The sequence below is a fragment of the Amycolatopsis regifaucium genome (genome assembly GCF_001613935.1).
Taxonomy (GTDB): Bacteria; Actinomycetota; Actinomycetes; order Mycobacteriales; family Pseudonocardiaceae; genus Amycolatopsis; species Amycolatopsis regifaucium.
Genome location: NZ_LQCI01000034.1, coordinates 281,377 through 300,964, shown reverse-complemented (window position 1 = coordinate 300,964; position 19,588 = coordinate 281,377). Strand labels below are relative to the sequence as shown.

At 69.9% G+C, this 19,588-nt stretch carries 19 protein-coding genes; 11 read left to right on the top strand and 8 right to left on the bottom strand.

The features are described from left to right. The first annotated feature begins 50 nt into the window (after positions 1 to 50). Positions 51 to 1,655: a malate synthase A gene (gene aceB / locus AVL48_RS25180; RefSeq protein ID WP_061982085.1), complete on the top strand. Its 1,605-nt coding sequence runs from the start codon at positions 51 to 53 to the stop codon at positions 1,653 to 1,655. A gap of 352 nt (positions 1,656 to 2,007) precedes the next feature. After that, positions 2,008 to 2,139 (top strand): hypothetical protein, encoded by a 132-nt coding sequence (locus AVL48_RS40590; protein WP_279626639.1) that lies wholly within the window; start codon positions 2,008 to 2,010, stop codon positions 2,137 to 2,139. A gap of 93 nt (positions 2,140 to 2,232) precedes the next feature. On the opposite strand, the gene AVL48_RS25175 is transcribed toward AVL48_RS40590, so the two are convergent. From AVL48_RS25175 to AVL48_RS25160, 4 genes are all read right to left on the bottom strand, one after another. After that, positions 2,233 to 3,486 (bottom strand): glycosyltransferase family 4 protein, encoded by a 1,254-nt coding sequence (locus AVL48_RS25175; protein ID WP_061982084.1) that lies wholly within the window; start codon positions 3,484 to 3,486, stop codon positions 2,233 to 2,235. A gap of 117 nt (positions 3,487 to 3,603) precedes the next feature. Beyond that, on the bottom strand, positions 3,604 to 4,092 hold the full coding sequence (locus AVL48_RS25170; RefSeq protein WP_061982083.1) for a glutathione peroxidase: 489 nt from the start codon (positions 4,090 to 4,092) through the stop codon (positions 3,604 to 3,606). A gap of 13 nt (positions 4,093 to 4,105) precedes the next feature. Continuing rightward, positions 4,106 to 5,617: a 1,4-alpha-glucan branching protein domain-containing protein gene (locus tag AVL48_RS25165; RefSeq protein WP_061982082.1), complete on the bottom strand. Its 1,512-nt coding sequence runs from the start codon at positions 5,615 to 5,617 to the stop codon at positions 4,106 to 4,108. Next, positions 5,614 to 6,387, bottom strand: coding sequence for a class I SAM-dependent methyltransferase (locus AVL48_RS25160; protein ID WP_061982081.1), 774 nt, complete (start codon positions 6,385 to 6,387; stop codon positions 5,614 to 5,616). The genes AVL48_RS25165 and AVL48_RS25160 overlap by 4 nt, the downstream gene beginning before the upstream one ends. Positions 6,388 to 6,523: 136 nt before the next feature. On the opposite strand from AVL48_RS25160, the gene AVL48_RS25155 reads away from it, so the two are divergent. Beyond that, complete coding sequence (locus AVL48_RS25155) at positions 6,524 to 6,946, top strand: hypothetical protein (protein ID WP_061982080.1); 423 nt, start codon at positions 6,524 to 6,526, stop codon at positions 6,944 to 6,946. On the opposite strand, the gene AVL48_RS25150 is transcribed toward AVL48_RS25155, so the two are convergent. Beyond that, positions 6,927 to 7,778: a DegV family protein gene (locus AVL48_RS25150; RefSeq protein ID WP_061982079.1), complete on the bottom strand. Its 852-nt coding sequence runs from the start codon at positions 7,776 to 7,778 to the stop codon at positions 6,927 to 6,929. The genes AVL48_RS25155 and AVL48_RS25150 overlap by 20 nt on opposite strands. Positions 7,779 to 8,020: 242 nt before the next feature. Here AVL48_RS25150 and AVL48_RS25145 point away from each other — a divergent pair, with 242 nt between their 5' ends. The 4 genes from AVL48_RS25145 to AVL48_RS25130 all read left to right on the top strand — a co-directional run bounded on the left by AVL48_RS25145 (position 8,021) and on the right by AVL48_RS25130 (position 11,662). Continuing rightward, a complete protein-coding gene (locus AVL48_RS25145; protein ID WP_061982078.1) occupies positions 8,021 to 8,806 on the top strand; it encodes an electron transfer flavoprotein subunit beta/FixA family protein in 786 nt (261 codons plus the stop codon). Positions 8,807 to 8,832: 26 nt separating this feature from the next. Then, positions 8,833 to 9,792: an electron transfer flavoprotein subunit alpha/FixB family protein gene (locus tag AVL48_RS25140; protein WP_061982077.1), complete on the top strand. Its 960-nt coding sequence runs from the start codon at positions 8,833 to 8,835 to the stop codon at positions 9,790 to 9,792. 176 nt (positions 9,793 to 9,968) lie between these two features. Further along, positions 9,969 to 10,751 (top strand): GNAT family N-acetyltransferase, encoded by a 783-nt coding sequence (locus AVL48_RS25135; RefSeq protein WP_061982076.1) that lies wholly within the window; start codon positions 9,969 to 9,971, stop codon positions 10,749 to 10,751. Next, positions 10,748 to 11,662: a lysophospholipid acyltransferase family protein gene (locus AVL48_RS25130; RefSeq protein WP_061982075.1), complete on the top strand. Its 915-nt coding sequence runs from the start codon at positions 10,748 to 10,750 to the stop codon at positions 11,660 to 11,662. The genes AVL48_RS25135 and AVL48_RS25130 overlap by 4 nt, the downstream gene beginning before the upstream one ends. 225 nt (positions 11,663 to 11,887) lie before the next feature. Here the strand turns inward: AVL48_RS25130 and AVL48_RS25125 are convergent, their stop codons facing one another. Continuing rightward, positions 11,888 to 12,778, bottom strand: coding sequence for an NADP-dependent oxidoreductase (locus AVL48_RS25125; protein WP_061982376.1), 891 nt, complete (start codon positions 12,776 to 12,778; stop codon positions 11,888 to 11,890). A gap of 135 nt (positions 12,779 to 12,913) precedes the next feature. On the opposite strand from AVL48_RS25125, the gene AVL48_RS25120 reads away from it, so the two are divergent. The 4 genes from AVL48_RS25120 to mnmA are packed head-to-tail and all read left to right on the top strand — an operon-like array spanning position 12,914 to position 17,938. Continuing rightward, positions 12,914 to 14,182, top strand: coding sequence for a LuxR C-terminal-related transcriptional regulator (locus tag AVL48_RS25120; protein ID WP_061982074.1), 1,269 nt, complete (start codon positions 12,914 to 12,916; stop codon positions 14,180 to 14,182). A 33-nt stretch (positions 14,183 to 14,215) separates the two neighbouring features. Further along, positions 14,216 to 15,598 carry an MFS transporter gene (locus AVL48_RS25115; RefSeq protein WP_061982073.1) on the top strand — a complete coding sequence of 461 codons (1,383 nt, stop codon included), beginning with the start codon at positions 14,216 to 14,218 and terminating at the stop codon, positions 15,596 to 15,598. 46 nt (positions 15,599 to 15,644) lie between these two features. Then, positions 15,645 to 16,841, top strand: a complete 1,197-nt coding sequence (locus AVL48_RS25110) for a cysteine desulfurase family protein (RefSeq protein ID WP_061982072.1) — start codon at positions 15,645 to 15,647, stop codon at positions 16,839 to 16,841. 5 nt (positions 16,842 to 16,846) lie between these two features. Beyond that, positions 16,847 to 17,938 (top strand): tRNA 2-thiouridine(34) synthase MnmA, encoded by a 1,092-nt coding sequence (gene mnmA, locus AVL48_RS25105; RefSeq protein ID WP_061982071.1) that lies wholly within the window; start codon positions 16,847 to 16,849, stop codon positions 17,936 to 17,938. Between the two features lie 72 nt (positions 17,939 to 18,010). Here the strand turns inward: mnmA and AVL48_RS25100 are convergent, their stop codons facing one another. Together AVL48_RS25100 and AVL48_RS25095 are read right to left on the bottom strand one after the other, a co-directional pair. Next, positions 18,011 to 18,454, bottom strand: coding sequence for a GNAT family N-acetyltransferase (locus tag AVL48_RS25100; protein ID WP_061982070.1), 444 nt, complete (start codon positions 18,452 to 18,454; stop codon positions 18,011 to 18,013). After that, on the bottom strand, positions 18,451 to 19,488 hold the full coding sequence (locus tag AVL48_RS25095; RefSeq protein WP_061982069.1) for an MBL fold metallo-hydrolase: 1,038 nt from the start codon (positions 19,486 to 19,488) through the stop codon (positions 18,451 to 18,453). The genes AVL48_RS25100 and AVL48_RS25095 overlap by 4 nt, the downstream gene beginning before the upstream one ends. Between the last annotated feature and the right edge of the window lie 100 nt (positions 19,489 to 19,588).

The following is a 19,588-nucleotide window of genomic DNA, read 5'->3' as shown; positions in this document are numbered from 1 at the left end:
ACCGCCCTTCCTTCCTCCCCCACTCTCGCGAAGCCCAGCGGAGGCACACCATGGTTGAGAAGCTGAACTACCGGATCGACGTCTGCGGACCCACCGGTGACCGGTTCGACGAGATCCTCACCCCGGCCGCACTGGACTTCGTGGCCAAACTCGACAACGCGTTCGCCGGCCGTCGCCGCGAGCTGCTCGACGCCCGCCGCACCCGCCGCGAGGAACTGCGGTCCGGTGAGAAGCCGCTGGGCTTCCTGCCCGAGACGCGCTCGATCCGCGAGGACGGCAGCTGGTCGGTCGCCCCGGCCGCGCCCGGTCTCGAAGACCGCCGCGTCGAGATCACCGGCCCGACCGACCGCAAGATGACGGTCAACGCGCTCAACTCCGGTGCGAAGGTCTGGCTCGCCGACTTCGAGGACGCGACCTCGCCGACCTGGCACAACGTGATCGACGGCCAGCTCAACCTGTTCGACGCGATCCGCCGCAACATCGACTTCACCACCGAGGCGGGCAAGCGCTACACGATCGGCGACGAACCCGCGACGATCGTCGCCCGCCCCCGCGGCTGGCACCTGGTGGAGAAGCACATCCGCATCGACGGCCGCCCCGTTTCGGCGAGCCTGGTCGACTTCGGCCTGTACTTCTTCCACAACGCGCGTCAGCTGCTGGCCCGCGGCAGCGGCCCGTACTTCTACCTCCCGAAGCTCGAGAACCACCTCGAAGCGCGGCTGTGGAACGACGTCTTCCTGCTGGCGCAACGGGAACTCGGCATCCCGCGCGGGACTGTCCGGGCCACCGTGCTGATCGAGACGATCACCGCCGCGTTCGAGATGGAGGAGATCCTCTACGAACTGCGCGAACACGTCTCCGGGCTCAACGCCGGCCGCTGGGACTACATCTTCAGCGTCATCAAGAACTTCTCCTCGCACGGCGCGGACTTCGTGCTCCCGGACCGCGCGCAGGTGACGATGACCGTCCCGTTCATGCGGGCCTACACCGAACTGCTGGTGCGCACCTGCCACAAACGCGGGGCGCACGCGATCGGCGGCATGGCCGCGTTCATCCCGAGCAAGGACCCGGAGATCAACGCGACCGCGCTGGAGAAGGTCCGTCAGGACAAGGAACGGGAGGCGAACGACGGCTTCGACGGTTCGTGGGTCGCCCACCCCGGTCTGGTCCCGGTCTGCCGCGAGGTGTTCGACGGCGTGCTCGGCGGCTGGCCCAACCAGCTCGGCAAGCTCCGTGAGGACGTCGTCGTCACCGCCGAGGACCTGCTCGACGTCGCCAGCGCGGGCGGCGAGGTCACCGAAGCCGGTGTCCGCGCCAACATCAACGTCGCGCTGCGCTACATCGACGCGTGGCTGCGCGGCACCGGGGCGGCGGCGATCCACAACCTGATGGAGGACGCCGCCACCGCCGAGATCGCCCGTTGCCAGGTCTGGCAGTGGATCCGCAACGGCACGAAGCTCGAAGACGGCACCGCGCTCACCCACGAGCTCGCCGTGTCCTATTTGGACGAAGAGCTGGCGTCGATTCGCGCCGAACTGGGCGAAGGCAACCGGCTCGGTGACGCCTACGAGATCTTCACCGAGACCGCGCTGGGCGAGAAGCTGCCGAGCTTCCTCACCACCGGTGCGTACGCGCGGTACCTGACCACGCACTGACGAAAGGCTCCGGCCGCCCCTACCTGACGCGGGGCGGCCGGGTTCCACACCGGTTTGGGACGGTGTGGCCCATCGGGTCCGGTGGCGGAGGCTCCCCGCCGCCGGACCCGCTTCACGCGCGCGCTCCTCCGGTGGCGCCTGTCGGGCGCGCGCTGTCCGCGGAGGCCCCGCTCACACCACACCAGCGTGGGCGGGGCCTTCGCGTGGCGCCGATGGCCAGCGGAACGGGATGAACCGGTCACGGACCGCGAATAGGTAGGGATACCTGGTGATACCCCCGTTGTTTCCGTGACACGGCGCGCGGATGCTCTGCCCCGGGTGAGTTTTCCGCCCGAATCCCCGAGGAGTCACCATGAAGAAGCAGTTCAGAAGCGTCTTGGCCGCGGCCTTCGCCGTCCTCGCCGTCGTCCTCGCCGCACCGGCGGTGTCCGCCTCGACGGCGGTCTCGGTGCAGCCGGACTGCGTCCGGCCCTGCCACTTCTGATCTTCGCCACCTAGAGCAGACACGGGGGTCGTGCCCCTTGCGACCCGCCACCCTCATGCATTCAGTCCTCTAAATGCGGTGGGGAGAGCGCGCTCACGGTTCGAAGGCGTTGCCCGTCGCGATCTTCGGGCGACCCAGCTCCACCGGTTCCCCGACGCGAGCCCGCCGGTAGACAGCGGCGGTCGCCTCCGCGATCCGGCCCCAGTCGAAGTCCGCGGCCAGCCGCGACTGCGCGGTCAGCGCGCGTCGTGCCGCGGCGACCTCGTCGTTCAGCACCGCCTCGACCGCGTCCCCGAGGGCGTCGACGTCGCCGGGGCTGAACGCCAGCCCGGTTTCGCCGTCGACGACGACCTCGCCGAGCCCACCCGCGGTGGACGCCACGAGCGGCGCCTTCGCGGCGGCGGCTTCCAGCGCGACGATCCCGAACGGTTCGTACCGGCTGGGCAGCACGACGGCGTCGGCAGCGGCCAGTACGGCACGCAGTTCGCGGTCGGACAGATGCCCGACGAAGTCCACCGCGCGGCGGACGCGCAGCTTCCGCGCCTGGTCGACGAGTTTCTCCAGATGCCTGCCCTTGCCGGCGACGACCAGCCGCGTACCCGGCTTGGCGCGGCGGATCCGGGGGAGCGCGGCGAGCAGATCCTGCACGCCCTTCTCCCATTCCAGCCGCCCGAAGTAGAGCAGCAGCGGTGCCCCGGACCGGCTGTGGACCGCACGCGCGTGCGCGACCTCTTCCGCGGGCACCTGCCAGCTGCGTTCCTCGATGCCGTTGTGGATCACGGTGACGGCGTCGCCGTCGACCTCGAACAGATGCGACACCTCGCGGCGCATGGCCTGCGAACAGGTGATCAGCGCGTCCGAGCGGTTCGCGAGCCACCATTCGACCGAGTGAACCTGCTGGTTCAGCGGATGCGTGAGCCAGCCGGAGTGCCGTCCGGCCTCGGTGGCGTGGATCGTGCCGACCAGCGGGACCCGCGCGGCCTCGGCGATCGCGATCGCGGGGTGGGTGATCAGCCAGTCATGCGCGTGCACGACGTCCGGCTGCCAGGTGCGCAGCAGGTCGTTCGCGGCCCGGATCATCGCGTGCCCCATGGCCAGGGTCCACGCGACGAGGTCGCGTTCGAAGGTCACGTGCAGCGGATCCTCGGCCACCCGGATGATCCGGACGCCCTCGACCACGCGATCGGTCCGCGGATGGGTCTCGGCGTCGGTACCGGCCGTGTGACGGCACAGGACGACCACATCGTGGCCCTGCCGGGAGAGGTGCCGGGCCAGGGCGTGGACGTGCCGTGCGAGTCCGCCGACGACCACGGGTGGGTACTCCCACGACAACATCAGCACGCGCATGGGTGGAGGTTACTCGTGAGTCGGTCGGCACTCGAACGGCAGCAGCGGAACGCCCCCGGTCGACTCCCACCTCACTGGGGCGACGGTTGTGTCCAAGGTCACCGGGAAGTCCGTGATTCAGGCGCCGACCGCGGCCTCGATCGCCTTGGTGATCTCGTCGTCTTCGGGTTCGGTGCGCGGGCGGAACCGACCCACCACTGCACCGGAGGGGGTGACGAGGAACTTCTCGAAGTTCCACTGCACGTCGCCCGCGGCGCCTTCCGCGTCGGCCGCCTTGGTCAGTTCGGCGTAGAGCGGGTGACGGTCTTCGCCGTTCACGTCCAGCTTTTCGAACAGCGGGAACGAAACCCCGTATGTCGTCGAGCAGAAGGTCTGGATCTCCTCGGCGGTACCCGGCTCCTGGCCGGCGAACTGGTTGCACGGAAAGCCGACGACGGAGAAACCCTTGTCCGCGTAGCGTTCCTGCAGCTTTTCGAGACCGGTGTACTGCGGCGTCAGGCCACACTTCGACGCGACGTTCACCACCAGGAGGGTCTTGCCGCCGAGCGCGCCGAGCGTGGTGTCCTCGCCCGCCAGCGTCTTCAGTGGAATGTCGTGGATGCCCATGGTCGCCCTTTCGTCATTTCCTCAGCAGGTCGCGCGCGTCGATGTGGCCGAACGGCCCGTCGTCACGCCGGTACGCCGCCGCGGTCTCCCTGGCTCGCTCGTGCGAGCCCTCGTGGACCAGCCGGGCGAGCGTGTCGAATCGATCGGTGTGGACCTTCGCCCGCCGTCGCGCGTAGTCGGCGGCGGAATCCTTGGTGACCATGAACGCCCAGTCGCTCGAAAGCGCCAGCATCGCCTCGGCGACGGCCTGATCACGGACGGCGTCGCGGGTCGTCGTGTCCATCCCCGTGACCAGGTCGAGCATCCGGTGCTGCAGCGCGGTGTTGTCCCGCACCATGTCCGCGACCTGCTCGCCGTCCCAGACCCGCCAGTCCTTGCCGGACCCCCAAGACGACGCCGGGAGGTCGACCTTCCCGCCGAGATGGCCTGCTTCGAGCGCGCCCTTGAGTGTCGTGACGCGGACACCGGCCTCGGGTAGCGCGCGCAGGACGCCTTCGAGCCAGGCGGGGCCCTCGTGCCACCAGTGCCCGAACAACTCCGTGTCGTAAGCCGCGACGACGAGCGACTCGCGGCCGTGTTCCGCCTTCAGCGAGCGCAACCGGGCGACGACGGTGTCGACGAAGTCCTGGACGTGTCCGCCGAGCGTGCCCGCCGCCATCGCCGGGTCGTACGGCGCCTTGTCCGGCGGCTCGACACTCTTGCCGGTCACCCGGGACGGTTTGAGGCCGACCTCGTGCGCCCAGGTGTGGAAGTCGCGGTAGGCGGCGTGGCCGGGGTAGCCGGCTTTCGGCGACCAAACGCGATAGGTGACTTCGAGGTCGCGGCCGAAGCAGACGACGTCGGAGTCGCCGACGGTCCGTGCTGCCGAGGTGTCGCCGTGCAGGGACGGCCCGTCGACCATGAAGCGCTGGACACCGGCCGCGGCGTACGCGGTTTCCATACCGGGCGCGTAACCGCATTCAGGCGCCCAAATGCCTTCGGGACGCTGTCCGATCCGCAGCGCGGTGTCGGCCAGGCCGCCGCGCAGCATGAAGTCGCGGACCGTCGGATCGAGCAGCGGCTGGAACGGATGCGCCAGCGGTCCGCCGAGCAATTCGATCGTCCCCGAGTCCACAAAGGACCGAAGAATGGGGGAGAAGCCGTGGCGCCACCGGCTTTCCAGCTCTTCCGCGGCTTTGGTGGCGGTCCGGTACTCGCTCGCGGCCAGCTCGCGCAGCAGCGGGTCGCCGCGCCAGAGCGTGGCCGCGTGCCAGGCGCGCAGCTGCCAATGCCCGAGCCAGTCGTGGAAGGCGTCGATGCAGTAGGGGTCGTCCAGTTGCGCGGCGAGGATCGGGGTCATGCCGAGCGTGAGGACGTCTTCGCGGCCCTCGTCGGCGAAGCGGCGCAGGAGATCGACCATCGGCAGATAGGAATGGGCCCAGGCCTGGTAAAGCCATTCTTCGCCGACCGGCCAGGAACCGTGGTGCGGCAGCCACGGCAGATGGCTGTGCACGACGAGGCAGAACGTGCCCTCGTACTCGCTCATGCGCGCACCGCCACGGCGACGAGGTCGAGGCTGGCGTCGAGATCCTCGCCGTGGATGGCGAAATCCGCCGCCTGGATTCCTTCGACGTCGGCCAGCAGTCCGGGTGGCCAGGTCGCTTGCCCGGGCAGCTGTCCCATGACGACGTCGAGCTGGGCGTCGATGATCGATCCGCCGTACTTGTCGTCGAGTTTCCGCACGCCTTCGCCGTGGTGGAGACCGTGCAGCGTCTCGACCTCGAAACCGGCGTCACGGAGCAGTTCGTCCAATTCGGACGGTGCGAGTTCCCTGGTGTGGAACGGGTTGAGCGGGGTGTCGCTGTCCGGAGTGAAGGTCAGCCGGTTGGGCGTGGTGACGATCAGCCGTCCGCCGGGGGAGAGCACGCGGCGGCATTCGGCGAGGAACGCGCCCTGATCCCAGAGGTGCTCGATCACCTGGAAGTTGGCGACTACGTCGACCGAGGCGTCCCGCAGCGGCAGGAACACCAGATTGGCCCTGGCCACTCCGATGCCGGGGTAGCGCCGGGCGACGTGCTCGGTGGTGGGGACGTCGTAGTCGAGCGCGAGCACCCGCTCGGCGACGGTGGCGATGAGCCCGGCGCCGTAGCCCTCGCCGCAGCCGGCCTCCAGGACGGTCTTGCCCGCGCACAGCGGCAGGAGCGAGCGATACGCGGCCTCGTGACGGCGGTACCAGTAATTCTCCGCGGCGATGCCGGGCACGGTGCGTTCGCCCGTGAGGTGCAGCGCTTCGGCCCTGGTGGCTGGGGTGGTCACGCCGCGACCCTACCGGCCGGTCACTTCGGCTCCCCTCCGCATGTAGTCCTCTGAACGCGGTCCTTGCGCGTGCGACTACCGCGTTCAGAGGACGAAACGCGTGTCACGTTTCGCGGCGCCGCGTTGTCCAGGGGGTATGCAACGGACAATCACCCGCGTACTGCTCGTCGTCTTCGGCCTGATCGAACTGCCGGTCGGACTCTGGCCGCTGGTCAGCCCCGGTGGCTTCTACCAGGACTTCCCCGGCTTCCGCACCGGCTGGGTGGCGATGGACGGCCCCTTCAACGAACACCTGCTCCGCGACTTCGGCGGCCTCAACCTGGCACTCGCCGCCATCCTGATCGGCGCCGCCGTGATCGGGACGACCGCCGTGGCCAGGCTCGCGGCGCTCGCCACCTTCTGCTTCGGACTGCCGCACTTCCTCTACCACCTGGGCCACGTCTCGCATTTCGAGCCGGTGGACCAGGTGCTCGTCATCGTGACGACCGCGCTGGGCGCGGTGCTGCCGCTGGTAGTGGCGCTGATCCCGGGCGAACGCGCTACACCGGCGACACCGTGATGCCGATGGCGCCAGGGCCGAGGTGGGCGCCGAGGATCATGCTCGCGTCGACCAGGGTGCTGTCGACGATACGCGGCACCCGGGCGCGCAGCCGTCCGCCGATCTCGAGATCGCGTTCGTCCGGGCCGAACCGGGTGATGGCGATCTCGACCTCCTGCTCGCCCGCGCATTCCACGGCGAGGTCGACGAGCTTGTTGAGCGCCCGCCGCTGACCCGGCACCCTTGTCAGCGGCGCGACCTCGCCGTTCTTCAGCGTCAGCAGGGGTTTGATCGAGAACGCGGAGCCGAGGAACGCCTGCGCGGCGCCGATGCGGCCGCCGCGGCGCAGGAACTCCAGCGTGTCGACGTAGAGGATCTCCCGGCTGCCCCGGAACCGGCGTTCGGCCGCGTCGATGACCCGTGTGGCCTGCCCGCCCGCGGCGGCGACCTTCGCGGCCGAGGTCGCCGCTAAACCGAGGCTCATCCCCGTGGTCCCGCTGTCGAGGACATGGACCGGGACGTTCACCTGCTGCGCGGCCTCGCGGGCGGCGTTCACCGTCTCCGACATCCGCCCCGAGATGTGGACGCTGACGATCGCCGAGGCGCCTTTGCTAGCGGCCTCCTGGAACGCCCAGAAGAACGCGGCGACCTCGGGAGGCGCCGTCCTCACCGGGGTACCGGCGCGCAGTTCGCGGACGACCTTTTCGCGGTCGCAGCGGTTCTCTTCTTCGAACTGGTCGCCGATCTGCAATTGGACCTGGACGATCCCGATCCCCCAGCGTTCGGCGACCGAGGTGGGAAGGCAGGCGGTCGAGTCCGTGATCACGGCGACAGGGCCGGGAAAGGAACGCATGGTGCGGCAGATTAACCCGTCGCTCTACCGGGAGTACCCCCGAGTACGTCCGTTCGGGTTAGTCGCGCGGTAACACTCACTTCCGGGTGAACTACCTGGACGATGGTCCCAGTAAAACGTGCATCCAGGTGAATGAGGTCACCTCGGCGGGCCGCCGCGCCGAAATGGCCCTAATCTACCGGCCAGTAGAGCTGTTGCCCCGTGGCCGACGCCGGCCACTAACGGGAGGTCGAAGTAGACCCATGACGAACATCGTTGTCCTGGTCAAGCAGGTACCGGACACCTACTCGGAGCGGAAGCTCTCCGGTGCCGACAACACCCTTGACCGCGAATCCGCCGACGCCGTGCTCGACGAGATCAACGAGAAGGCCGTCGAAGAAGCCCTGAAGATCAAGGAAGCCGGCGAAGGCGAGGTCACCGTCGTCTCGGTGGGCCCCGACCGCGCCACCGACGCGATCCGCAAGGCGCTGTCCATGGGTGCCGACAAGGCCATCCACGTCTCGGACGAGGCTCTCCACGGTTCCGACGCGATCGCCACCGCCAAGGTGCTGGCCGCCGCGATCGGCAAGGTCGAAGGCTACGACCTGGTCATCACCGGTAACGAGGCCTCCGACGGCCGCGGTGGCGCCGTGCCGGCGATCATCGCCGAGCTGCTCGGCCTGCCGCAGCTGACCCACGTGAACGAGCTGACCGTCGACGGCACCTCGATCAAGGCCGACCGCTACACCGAGGACGGCGTCACGCACCTCGAAGCGAGCCTGCCCGCGATCGTGAGCGTCGGCGAGAAGATCAACGAGCCGCGCTACCCCTCCTTCAAGGGGATCATGGCCGCGAAGAAGAAGCCGGTCGAGACGCTGACCGTCGCGGACCTCGGCCTGGACGCGGGCGAGGTCGGCCTCGGCAACGCCTGGTCGTCCGTGCTCGAAGCCTCCCCGAAGCCGCCGCGCACCGCCGGTGAGCGCGTCGAGGACGAGGGTGACGGCGGCAGCAAGGTGGCCGCCTACCTGGTCGCGCAGAAGCTCATCTGAGACAGGTTTCGAGGAGGAATAGGGAAATGGCTGAAGTACTCGTCCTCGTCGACCACGTCGACGGTGAAGTCAAGAAGGTCACGCTCGAGCTGCTGACCGCCGCTCGTGAGCTGGGTGAGCCGTCCGCGGTCGTCGTCGGCCCGACCGGCACCGCCGCCAAGGCGAAGGAAGCCCTCGCCGCGCACGGCGCCGCCAAGGTGTACGTCGCCGAGGGCGACAACGCCACCGGCTTCCTGGTCACCCCGAAGGTGGACGTCCTCACCGCGCTCGCGGAGCGGACCTCCCCGGCGGCCGTGCTCGTCGCGGCCAGCGCCGAGGGCAAGGAGGTGTCCGCCCGGGTCGCGGTCCGCCTCGGCTCCGGTCTGCTGTACGACGCCGTCGGCGTGAACAGCGACGGCAGCGTGGACCAGTCCATCTTCGGTGGCGCGTTCTCCGTGAAGTCGAAGGCCACCAAGGGTGCCCCGGTCATCTCGATCCGCCCCGGCGCGGTCGAGGCGTCCCCGGCCGACGGTGCCGCCGCCGAGGAGACCGTCGAGGTCCCCGCGGGCGACCCGGCGAAGTCCGCCAAGATCACCGGTGTCGAGCCGATCGTCGGTGGCGACCGGCCGGAGCTGACCGAGGCCTCGGTCGTCGTCTCCGGCGGTCGCGGTGTCGGCTCGGCCGACAAGTTCGACGTCGTCGAGGCGCTCGCCGACTCGCTCGGCGCGGCCGTCGGTGCTTCCCGCGCCGCCGTCGACTCGGGCTACTACCCGGCGCAGTTCCAGGTCGGCCAGACCGGTAAGACGGTCTCGCCGCAGCTGTACATCGCGCTGGGCATCTCCGGTGCGATCCAGCACCGGGCGGGTATGCAGACTTCGAAGACCATCATCGCGGTCAACAAGGACGCCGAGGCGCCGATCTTCGAGATCGCCGACTTCGGTGTGGTGGGCGACCTGTTCAACGTCGCGCCGCAGCTGACCGAAGAGGTCCAGAAGCGCAAGGGCTGAGTCCTTCGTTCGAAGCGGGGCCGTCCGGGATATCTTTCCCGGGCGGCCCCTTTTCCGTGACCCGGAAGTGATCTACCAGCCTGAGAGAACCCTGAGAACCCGCAATTAACTGAACGTGCACTGATCGGCCATCGGGCGCATCGTCGTTGGTACCCCCCGAGGGGTAGACCTTGCTTATGACGACGTCACAGCTCCTCGTCAGTACTGACCAGGCAGGTGTCGAACTCCCGGCAGACGCGCCGCGGTACTCACTCCTCGTCGCCAACGGAAACGAAGAGGTCGTTGCCGCGCAACGCCTTCGTCATCAGGTGTTCGCCGAGGAAATGGGAGCGAAGCTCAATTCGCCCACACCAGGCCTCGACGTCGACTACTTCGACGAGTTCTGCGACCACCTCGTGGTGCGGGACGACAACACCGGCGAGATCGTGGGCACGTACAGGATGCTGCCGCCCGATCGGGCCGCGCTGGCGGGAAAGCTGTACTCCGACAGCGAATTCGATCTGACCGCGCTCGGCGCGCTGCGTCCTTCGCTGGTCGAGACGGGCCGTTCGTGCGTGCACCCCGACCATCGCAGCGGTGCCGTGGTGAGCCTCGTCTGGGCGGGGATCGGGCGGTACATGCTGCTGGCGGGCCACCGGTACCTCGCCGGCTGCGCGTCCGTGCCGCTGACCGACGGCGGGAGCTACGCGGCGGGCGTCTGGGATGTCTTGCGCACCAAGCACTACGCGGACGAGTCGCTCCGGGTGACGCCGCTGAACCCGTGGCGTCTCGAGGACGTCGAGCGGCCGACGCGGGCGATCCTCCCACCGCTCATCAAGGGATACACGCGACTGGGCGCGAAAATCTACGGCCCGCCCGCGCTCGACGCGGATTTCGGCGTCGCGGACTTCTTCGTCCTGCTGGATCTGCACAACGTCGACGAGCGGTACCTCAAGTTCTTCCTGGGAGTGCGAGGATGAGCCACGCTTGGATGCCGAAGTCGCCGTGCGGCGACGGATGCCTCACCGAAGGGGCGCCGACGGTCGCGTTCCCGCGGCGCGTCCTGCGGTTCGCCGCCGCGATCGGCGTCATCGGCGCGGCCTTCCTGACCGCGCCGCTGGTGCTCGTGCTGCGCGGCATGCCCCGGGAACGCCTGGTACGCCTGCTGTTCGCGGGGATCCTTCGCTCGTTCGGGGTGAAGCTGCGCGTGCTCGGCGACGAGCGTTTCCGCGCCGTGCCCGGCCGTGGCGCGCTCGTGGTGAACAACCACATCTCGTGGCTGGACATCATCGCGGTCAACGCCGTCCAGCCGATGCGGGCGCTGGCGAAGAAGGAGGTCGGCGCCTGGCCGGTGCTGGGCCTGCTGGTCCGCCGCGGCCGCAGCATCTTCCTCGACCGCGAAAACCTGCGGAGCCTGCCCGCGACGATGGCCGAACTCGCCGACGCGATGCGCGGCGGATCACTCGTCAGCGTGACGCCGGAGGGCACCACCTGGTGCGGTCTCGGCTCGGGCCGGTTCCGCCCGGCGGCCTTCCAGGCGGCGATCGACGGCGGTGTCCCGGTGCGTCCGCTGGCTTTGCGTTTCCGGCTCGCCGACGGCCGGGAGACGACGCAGCCGGCGTTCATCGGACCGGAGTCGCTGATCGCTTCCCTGCGGCGGGTCGCGGCTTTGCGCGGTCTGGTGCTGGAGGTGCACGTGTGCCCGGAGATCGCGCCGGGCCGCGCCGCGGACCGGCGGGAATTGGCCGCGCTCGCGGAATCCGCCGTGCAGGCGGCGCTCGGGCGGGTGCAGATCCCGGCGCAGTTGCGACGCCGCCCGGTTCCGGCTCCGGCTCCGGCCCCTGTGGCCCCGGCCGCTGCCCCTGTTGTCGTGAAAGTCCCCTCTCAGTAATCCCCCACGTGCAATGAAGGGGCCTTTCATCGCAAAATTTGCGATGAAAGGCCCCTTCATTGCAGGTTGATCCGGGTCAGAGCTCAGTCACCCGGGACACTCGACGTCTCGGTTCCTTCATTGTCGCGAACGTCCGTCCGGGACCTTGATCAACGGAGGATCAAGGTTGTAGCCGGGGGGCCCAGACGATAGGCCCGCCCCGTCGCGATGAAAGGCCCCTTCACCTCAGTCAACGGTCAACGTGATCTTCCCGCCCGCATGCCCCGTCGCACTCTCCCGGTGCGCCTCCGCGGCCTCCGCCAACCCGTAACTCGACCCCAGCTTGATCTTCAGCTCACGCGACACGAGATCTTCGAGCACCGCCGGGGATTCCGAACCAGAGGCCGAGAACTTCAGCCCCTGCGCGTACGCCGCGGGGTCGGCGATGGTGATCAGCCGGTCGGGTGAGCCGAGCAGCTCGACGGAGTCACTCAGGACACCGAAGCCCGCCGCGTCGAACACCGCGTCGACGCCGTCCGGCGCGGCCGAGCGGACCCGCGATACCCAGCCGTCGCCGTACTCGACCGGCAGCGCGCCCAGTGCTTCGACCTCGTCCGAGGACCGGGCGCCGGAGAGTCCGATGACGGTGGCTCCCAGCGCGACGGCGGCCTGTGTCGCGAACCGGCCGACCTGGCCGCTCGCGCCGTGGATCACGACCGTCTCGCCCGGCTTGACCTCGAGTTCGCCCAGCACTCGCAACGCCGTCTCACCGGCGATGGGCAGCGCGGCGGCTTCGGGCCACGAAAGTCCGGCGGGTTTGCGGGTGACGTTGGTGGCCAGCGCGTACTCCGCGTACGCGCCGGTGTCGGCCCAGCCGAAGATCTCGTCGCCGACGGCGAATCCGGCGCCTTCGTCCACCGCGTCCACCACTCCCGCCAGTTCCAGACCGAGGATGTGCGGGAACTCGACCGCGCGGACCTCCGCCATGGCACCCGACCGGATCTTCCAGTCGATCGGGTTGACCCCGGCGGCCTTGACCGCGACCCGCACCTGACCCGGGCCGGGCTCCGGCACCGGGACCTCGGCCACGCGCAGGACGTCCGGTTCGCCGTACTGGGTGATGGTGATCGCTCGCATGTTCACTCCTCATCGGTTTTCTTCGCTGACGATGAGTCAACCGTCGTGCGCACCCCGGCCGAACCGCTCGGACGAGCAGTGTTCGCTAGCCGGGCGAGCAGCGTGCCCGCGAGACAACGCGCTTACTGTGGAGTCATGGACGAGTGGTCGGATCCGCTGTACGTGCTGAGCCAGGTCGAGTACATGCTCGCCGCGCCGCGCCCCGAGCTCCTGCCGCGGTTTTCCGCGACGGCGGCGGCCGTCCTGCCGCACCGCGCCGCCGCCATGGAGACCGGTGACTGCTCCCGCCTGCCGATCAAGGTCGACGGTGATCCGGCGATCACCGGCGCGGTCACGAGCACGGAGCTGCGGAAGCTCGCCGCGCTCGGCGTCCCCGGTCAGGCGGTGGTCACCGACGAGACACTCGGCGGGAAGCGCCGGAAACTCGTCGTCCTCACCTCGGCCCCGGTGATCGGCAAGGGTGCGACGATCGCGCTCGTCCCCACCGAGGACGCGCCCGCGGATCGCGCGCTCGAAATCGTCGCCAAACTGTGGGACCTCGTCAGTGTGAACGCCGCGCAGCGCGCCACCGACCCCGAGCCCGCGGTGCTGGAGAGCAGTATCGCGGCGGCGACCGCGCGGGCGCGGGCGATCACCGATCTGGGGCAGGCGCACGCGGCCACCCTGACGTCCCTGCTTTCGGTGCTGCGGTCCCGGCGGCTCGGCGACGACGCCGCCCGGCGGACCGCGACCGACCTCGCCGCGGCCGCGCTGATCGAGCTGCGCGCGGTCGCCGACCGCGATCAGGAACTCTCGGCGGAACCGGCGTCGGCGGCGTTCGACACCCTCGCCGCGCAGCTGGATCCCTTGGTACGCCACGGCGACGTGACCGTCGACCTCGCCGGACCCGGTGACGAACGGCCGCTCCCGCAGGACATCGCGCACACCGCGCGCACGGTCACCCGCGGTCTCGTGCTCACCGCGCTGGAACGGGGCAGCACCCGCGTGCGGGCGGCTTGGCGGCTCGACGGACAGGTGCTCCGGGTCACCGTGCGCGACGACGGCCAGGACGTCACCCGTGCCGCGCCGGCCACCGGCCTCACCGAGCGGATCACGCCGCTCGGCGGCCGCTGGGAGGTCGACGCCGTACCCGGCTGGGGCGCCACGATCACCGCCGTCCTGCCGCTGGGGGTCCAGGAGGCGCCGGAATTGCGCCCGCTGGACCGGCTGAACCCGCGGGAACTCGAAGTTCTCGCCGGAATCGCGCGCGGGAAGCGGAACCGGCAGATCGCCGAAGAGCTGCGGCTGACCGAGCACACGGTGAAATTCCACGTGCGCAAGATCCTCGGGAAGCTCGAAGTCACGTCGCGGGGCGAAGCCGCGATGCTGGCGCGGGAGCTGCGCCTGGAGTCCGTCAGCGCTTGACCTCCACCGAACTGGAGGTCGCATGCTCGTGGCATGACGATCACTGGGGACAAGGCGAAGCCGAAGGGTGTGCTCTGGACACCGGAGCACCGCGTGACCACGACCGGGCTGCTGCTGATGGTCACGCTCATCGCGTTCGAGAGCATGGGCGTCGCCACCGCGATGCCGACGATGGTCGCCGATCTCGACGGCCTCGCGTTGTACGCCTGGCCCTTCACCACGTTCCTGGTCTCCAGTGTCGTCGCGACCGTCCTATCCGGACGCCTCGGTGACCGCAAGGGTCCGGCGCCCGCGCTGCTCGCCGGTACCGGCCTGTTCGCCGCCGGGCTGCTGGTGGCCGGACTCGCGCACGACATGCCGGTGCTCCTGCTGGGCCGCGCCTTGCAGGGTTTCGGTTCCGGGTTGCTGCTGGTTTCGGTGTCCCTGCTGATCGCACTCACCTTCAGCGACCGCGAACGACCGGTGATCTACGCCGCCAACGCCGCCGCGTGGGTGCTGCCCGCGGTGATCGGGCCTTCGATCGCGGGGGTGGTGACGGTGAGCCTCGGCTGGCGCTGGGTGTTCCTCGGGTTGCTGCCGCTGACCGGGCTCGGGCTCGCGCTGCTGGTCGTGGTCACGCGCACGCTGCCCAGGCACGTGCCCGGCACGTCCGCGAGCCACGCCGGTGTCGTGCCCGCGGTGGTCGCCGCCCTCGGCGTCGCCGCGCTCACCTGGGCGGCCCAGCATCCGTCGCTGCCGGCCCTCGCGTATGGCGCCGCCGGACTGCTCGCGCTGGCGTACGCGCTCCGCAAACTCCTCCCCGCGGGCACGCTGACGTCGCGGCCGGGGTTGCCGACAGTGATCGCCTCCCGCGGGCTGATCGCGGGCGCGTACGCGGGGATGGAGGCCTACCTGCCGCTCACGATGAGCGAAGTCCACGGCTACGGCCCCGCGCTGGCCGGTCTGCCGCTGACGGTGACCGCGCTGGGCTGGTCGGCGGGGTCGATGCTGCAGGGCCGGTTCCTCGACTGGTCCCGTGAAGCGTCCCTTCGGACCGGATTCGCGCTGGTGGCGACCGGTCTGGCGATCTTCGCCTTCGTTCCGCTGCCCTCGTTCCCCGGCTGGATGGCGTTCGTGGCTTCGGCGGTCGGCGGCGCCGGGATGGGCATCGCGATGCCCGCGATCTCGGTACTGCTCCTGCGCTACTCGCCCGAGGCCGAACGCGGGTTCAACACTTCGGCGCTGCAGCTCGGGGACTGGGTCGGCTCTGCGCTGACCATTGGTTTGGGTGGTGTCCTGCTCGCTTCGATCGCCTCGGCGAAGGAGCCGTCGGTGGCGATCTTGGTACTCGCGGTGCTGCTGACCGGGCTCGCCCTGCTCGGGGTGCGGCTGACCGGCCGGTGGCCGGCGGGGATGACCCAGGCCACCGCCGGATGAGGGTGGGCTTGGTCACGGCCCGGAGCGGTCTACCCTGGTGGGTGCGATGACCTATCTCGACCACGCGGCGACCACCCCGATGTTGCCCGAAGCCGTAGCGGCGATGTCCGAGGCGCTGTCCACTGTGGGCAACGCCTCCGCGCTGCATTCCTCGGGACGCCGGGCCCGTCGCCGGGTCGAAGAGGCCCGCGAGGTGATCGCGGAGGCGCTGGGCGCCCGGCCGTCCGAGGTGATCTTCACCGGTGGCGGCACGGAGAGCGACAACCTCGCGGTCAAGGGCATCTTCTGGGCCCGTCACGGCGAAGATCCGAAGCGCCGCCGGGTGCTGTGCAGCGCCGTCGAGCATCACGCCGTCCTCGATTCCGTCGAGTGGCTGGAGCAGCACGCGGGCGCCGAGGTGGTCTGGGTCGAGGCCGATCAGGCCGGCCGGGTGTCGCCGGAGTCGCTGCGCACCGCCATCGGCGACAGCCCCGAGACGGTCGCGCTGGCCACCGTGATGTGGGCGAACAACGAGGTCGGCACGGTCAACCCGATCGCCGAGCTCGCCGCCGTCTGCGCCGGGCACCAGATCCCGCTGCACACCGACGCCGTCCAGGCCGTCGGCGCGGTACCGGTCGACTTCGCCGGGAGCGGCGCCGCCGCGTTGACGCTGACGGCGCACAAGCTCGGCGGCCCGTACGGCGTCGGCGCGCTGCTGCTCGGCCGCGACACCGCGTGCGTCCCCGTTCTGCACGGCGGTGGCCAGGAACGCAGTGTGCGTTCGGGCACCCTCGACGTGCCCGCCGTGATCGCGTTCGCGACCGCGGTCAAGGCCACGGTCGAAGGCCGCGAGGAGTACGCCAAGCGCGTCGGCGAGCTGCGCGACGAGCTGATCGAGGCCGTCCGCCGCGAGGTGCCGGACGTGGTGCTCAACGGCGGGGAGGGCGAGCGTCTCCCGACCCACGCGCACTTCACGTTCCCCGGCTGCGCCGGTGACAGCCTGTTGATGCTTTTGGACGCCAAGGGCATCGAATGTTCCACTGGATCGGCGTGCACGGCGGGTGTCGCGCAGCCGAGCCACGTTCTGCTGGCCATGGGTGCCGATCCGGCGGCCGCGCGCGGTTCGCTGCGGTTCTCGCTCGGGCATACCTCGACGCCGGAAGACGTTGAAGCGGTTTCGAGGGAGATCGCGGGCGTCGTCGACCGGGCGAGGCAGGCGGGATTAGCCGGAATGCGCAAGCAGACGCAGAAGCAAGAGGTGTGAGGAAGATGCGCGTACTGGCCGCGATGAGCGGGGGCGTGGACTCGGCGGTGGCCGCCGCGCGCGCCGTGGACGCCGGGCACGAGGTCGTCGGCGTGCACCTGGCGCTGTCGGCGAAGCCCGGCACGCTGCGCACGGGTTCCCGCGGCTGTTGCACGATCGAGGATTCGGGTGACGCGCGCCGCGCGGCGGACATCCTCGGCATCCCCTTCTACATCTGGGACTTCGCCGAGCGGTTCACCGAAGAGGTCATCGAGACCTTCGTCGGCGAGTACGCCGCCGGCCGGACGCCGAACCCGTGCGTCACCTGCAACGAGAAGATCAAGTTCGAGGCGTTGCTGGACAAGGCGATGGCGCTCGGTTTCGACGCCGTCGCCACCGGGCACTACGCCCGTCTGTCCCTTGTGGACGGTGTGCCGGAGCTGCGGCGCAGCGTCGACTCCGGCAAGGACCAGTCCTACGTGCTGGCCTCGCTCACCCCGGAACAGCTGCGGCACTCGCTGTTCCCGCTGGGTGACTCGTGGAAGACCGACGTCCGTGCCGAGGCCGAGAGCCGCGGCCTGTCGGTGGCGCGAAAGCCGGACAGCCACGACATCTGCTTCATCCCGGACGGCGACACCAAGAGCTTCCTGGAGAAGCGGCTCGGCCAGCGTCCCGGACAGCTCGTCGACGCCGAGACCGGCGCCGTGCTCGGTGAGCACACCGGCGTGCACGGGTTCACCGTCGGCCAGCGCAAGGGACTCGGCATCGAAGCGCCCGCGCCGGACGGGCGGCCGCGGTACGTGCTGTCGCTGGAGCCGGTTTCGGGCACGGTGAAGGTCGGTTCGGCGCGGGATCTCGGCGTGCACGTGATCGAGGCGGACCGCCCGATCTGGCCGAGTGAGCGCCCGCTGGACGGGCCCACCGAATGCGTCGTCCAGGTGCGCGCGCACGGCGGGATCGTCGAGGCCGTCGCCGAGGTTTCGGGTGACGAAGTGACCGTCCAGCTGCGTGAGCCGCTGCGCGGGGTCGCGCCTGGCCAGGTCGTCGTGCTGTACCGCCCGGACGCGGCCGAAGGCGACCTGGTGCTGGGAAGCGCGAAGATCTCGGGGACCCGCTAAACCCGCGTTTAGTCCTCTGAATGCGTTCCTTGTGTGTGCAACTACCGCATTCAGAGGACGAACCGCGGGCGGTCAGAGCTTGAGCTTGAAACCGGTGTGGCTCGCCACGAAACCGAGCCGCTCGTAGAACCGGTGCGCGTCCTCGCGTTTCACGTCCGACGTCAGCTGCACGAGTGCGCACCCCCGCCGCCGGGATTCGTCGATCGCCCACCTCATCAGCTCACCGCCGAGCCCGGAGCCGCGATGGCTCGCCCGGACCCGGACCGCCTCGATCTGCCCGCGCAGCGCGCCCTTCCTCGCCAGGCCGGGGATGATCGACAGCTGGAGCGTGCCGACGGTCTCCCCGGCGTCGTCGGCGACGATCAGCAGCTGGGCGGGATCGGCGTCGATCTCCTCGAAGGCCTTGAGATACGGCGTGAGGTCGTCGGTCGAATCGCGGGTGGCGCCGATCTGATCGTCGGCGAGCATCTCGACGATCGCGGCGACATCGTCGCGGCGCGCTGGACGGATGATCATGCGGCGTAGTGTCGCACGCCCTCGGCCTCGGTCGCGGTGAGTTTCCCTTGCGCCACCAGCAGATCCAGATGCGCCCCGGTCTCGAGAACGGCGAGCATCCGGTTGAACGGGTCCATCTCGCCGAGCTTGCGCAGTTTGCGCGTCCAGCCCAGCCGCAACGCGACCTCGTACGCCGTCGTGACGTCCGCGGTGATCTCGGCACCCATGACCTCAAGCCGGTCGCGGTGGTGTTCCAGCAGTTCGTCCACGCGGGCGTGGACGCTGTCGGTCACCCGGCCGTGCGCCGGCAGCATGCGCCGATCCGGCAGCTCGCGGACCAGGCGCAGCGAGTCGAGGTAGTCGCTCAACGGCAGCTCGACCGGCACCGGCTGGAATCCGATGGACGGCGTGATGTGCGGCAGCACGTGGTCGCCGGAGAACACCAGCCCCGCCTCGTCGTCGACGAAGACGACGTGCCCGGCCGTGTGCCCCGGCGTGTGCACGATGTCGAACTCGCGGCCGGGCACGATCGTGCGCTTGCCGGGGGTGAGCCATTCGTCGGGCTGCTCCCACAGATGCGCCTCGGTGTGCCGGACGCCGCCGAAGGCCTTGGCGAGGTCCTCGACCACGGGGCCCGCGCCACAGCGTTCGAGCAGGCCGACCTGCGCCTCCATCGGGAAGCGGTCCGGATCGCCGGAACGCGCCAGTGAAGGCTCTTCCAGCTTCCCGAGCCCGACCTTGCCGCCGAATTCACGGCGCAGCTCCACGGCCAGCGTGTAGTGATCGCGATGGACGTGGGTGATCAGGAACTCGTCGATGTCGCCGAGATCGGCGCCCAGTGCCTTCAGCCCGCGCGAGAGCCGCTCGCGTGCCGACTCCAGGGCCCAGCCCGAGTCGACGAGGACCAGGCGGGTGCCATCGGTGACGACGTAGACGTTGACCGCGCGCAACGCGTCGTGCGGCAAAGGCAGCGGGATCCGGTGAACCCCCGGCGCGACCGTGTAGACGCCTGGCTCGGCCCAGTCCCGTTCGCCGTCTTCCGGCAACGGCTCCATGGTGACCTCCGTCCCGGACGCACTCCAGCGTGCCGCCCAGTTCTTCCACCTTGAGCCGCCGGAAGCCGAGTGTCCACTTATGCGGGTGAGACCCGTGTCA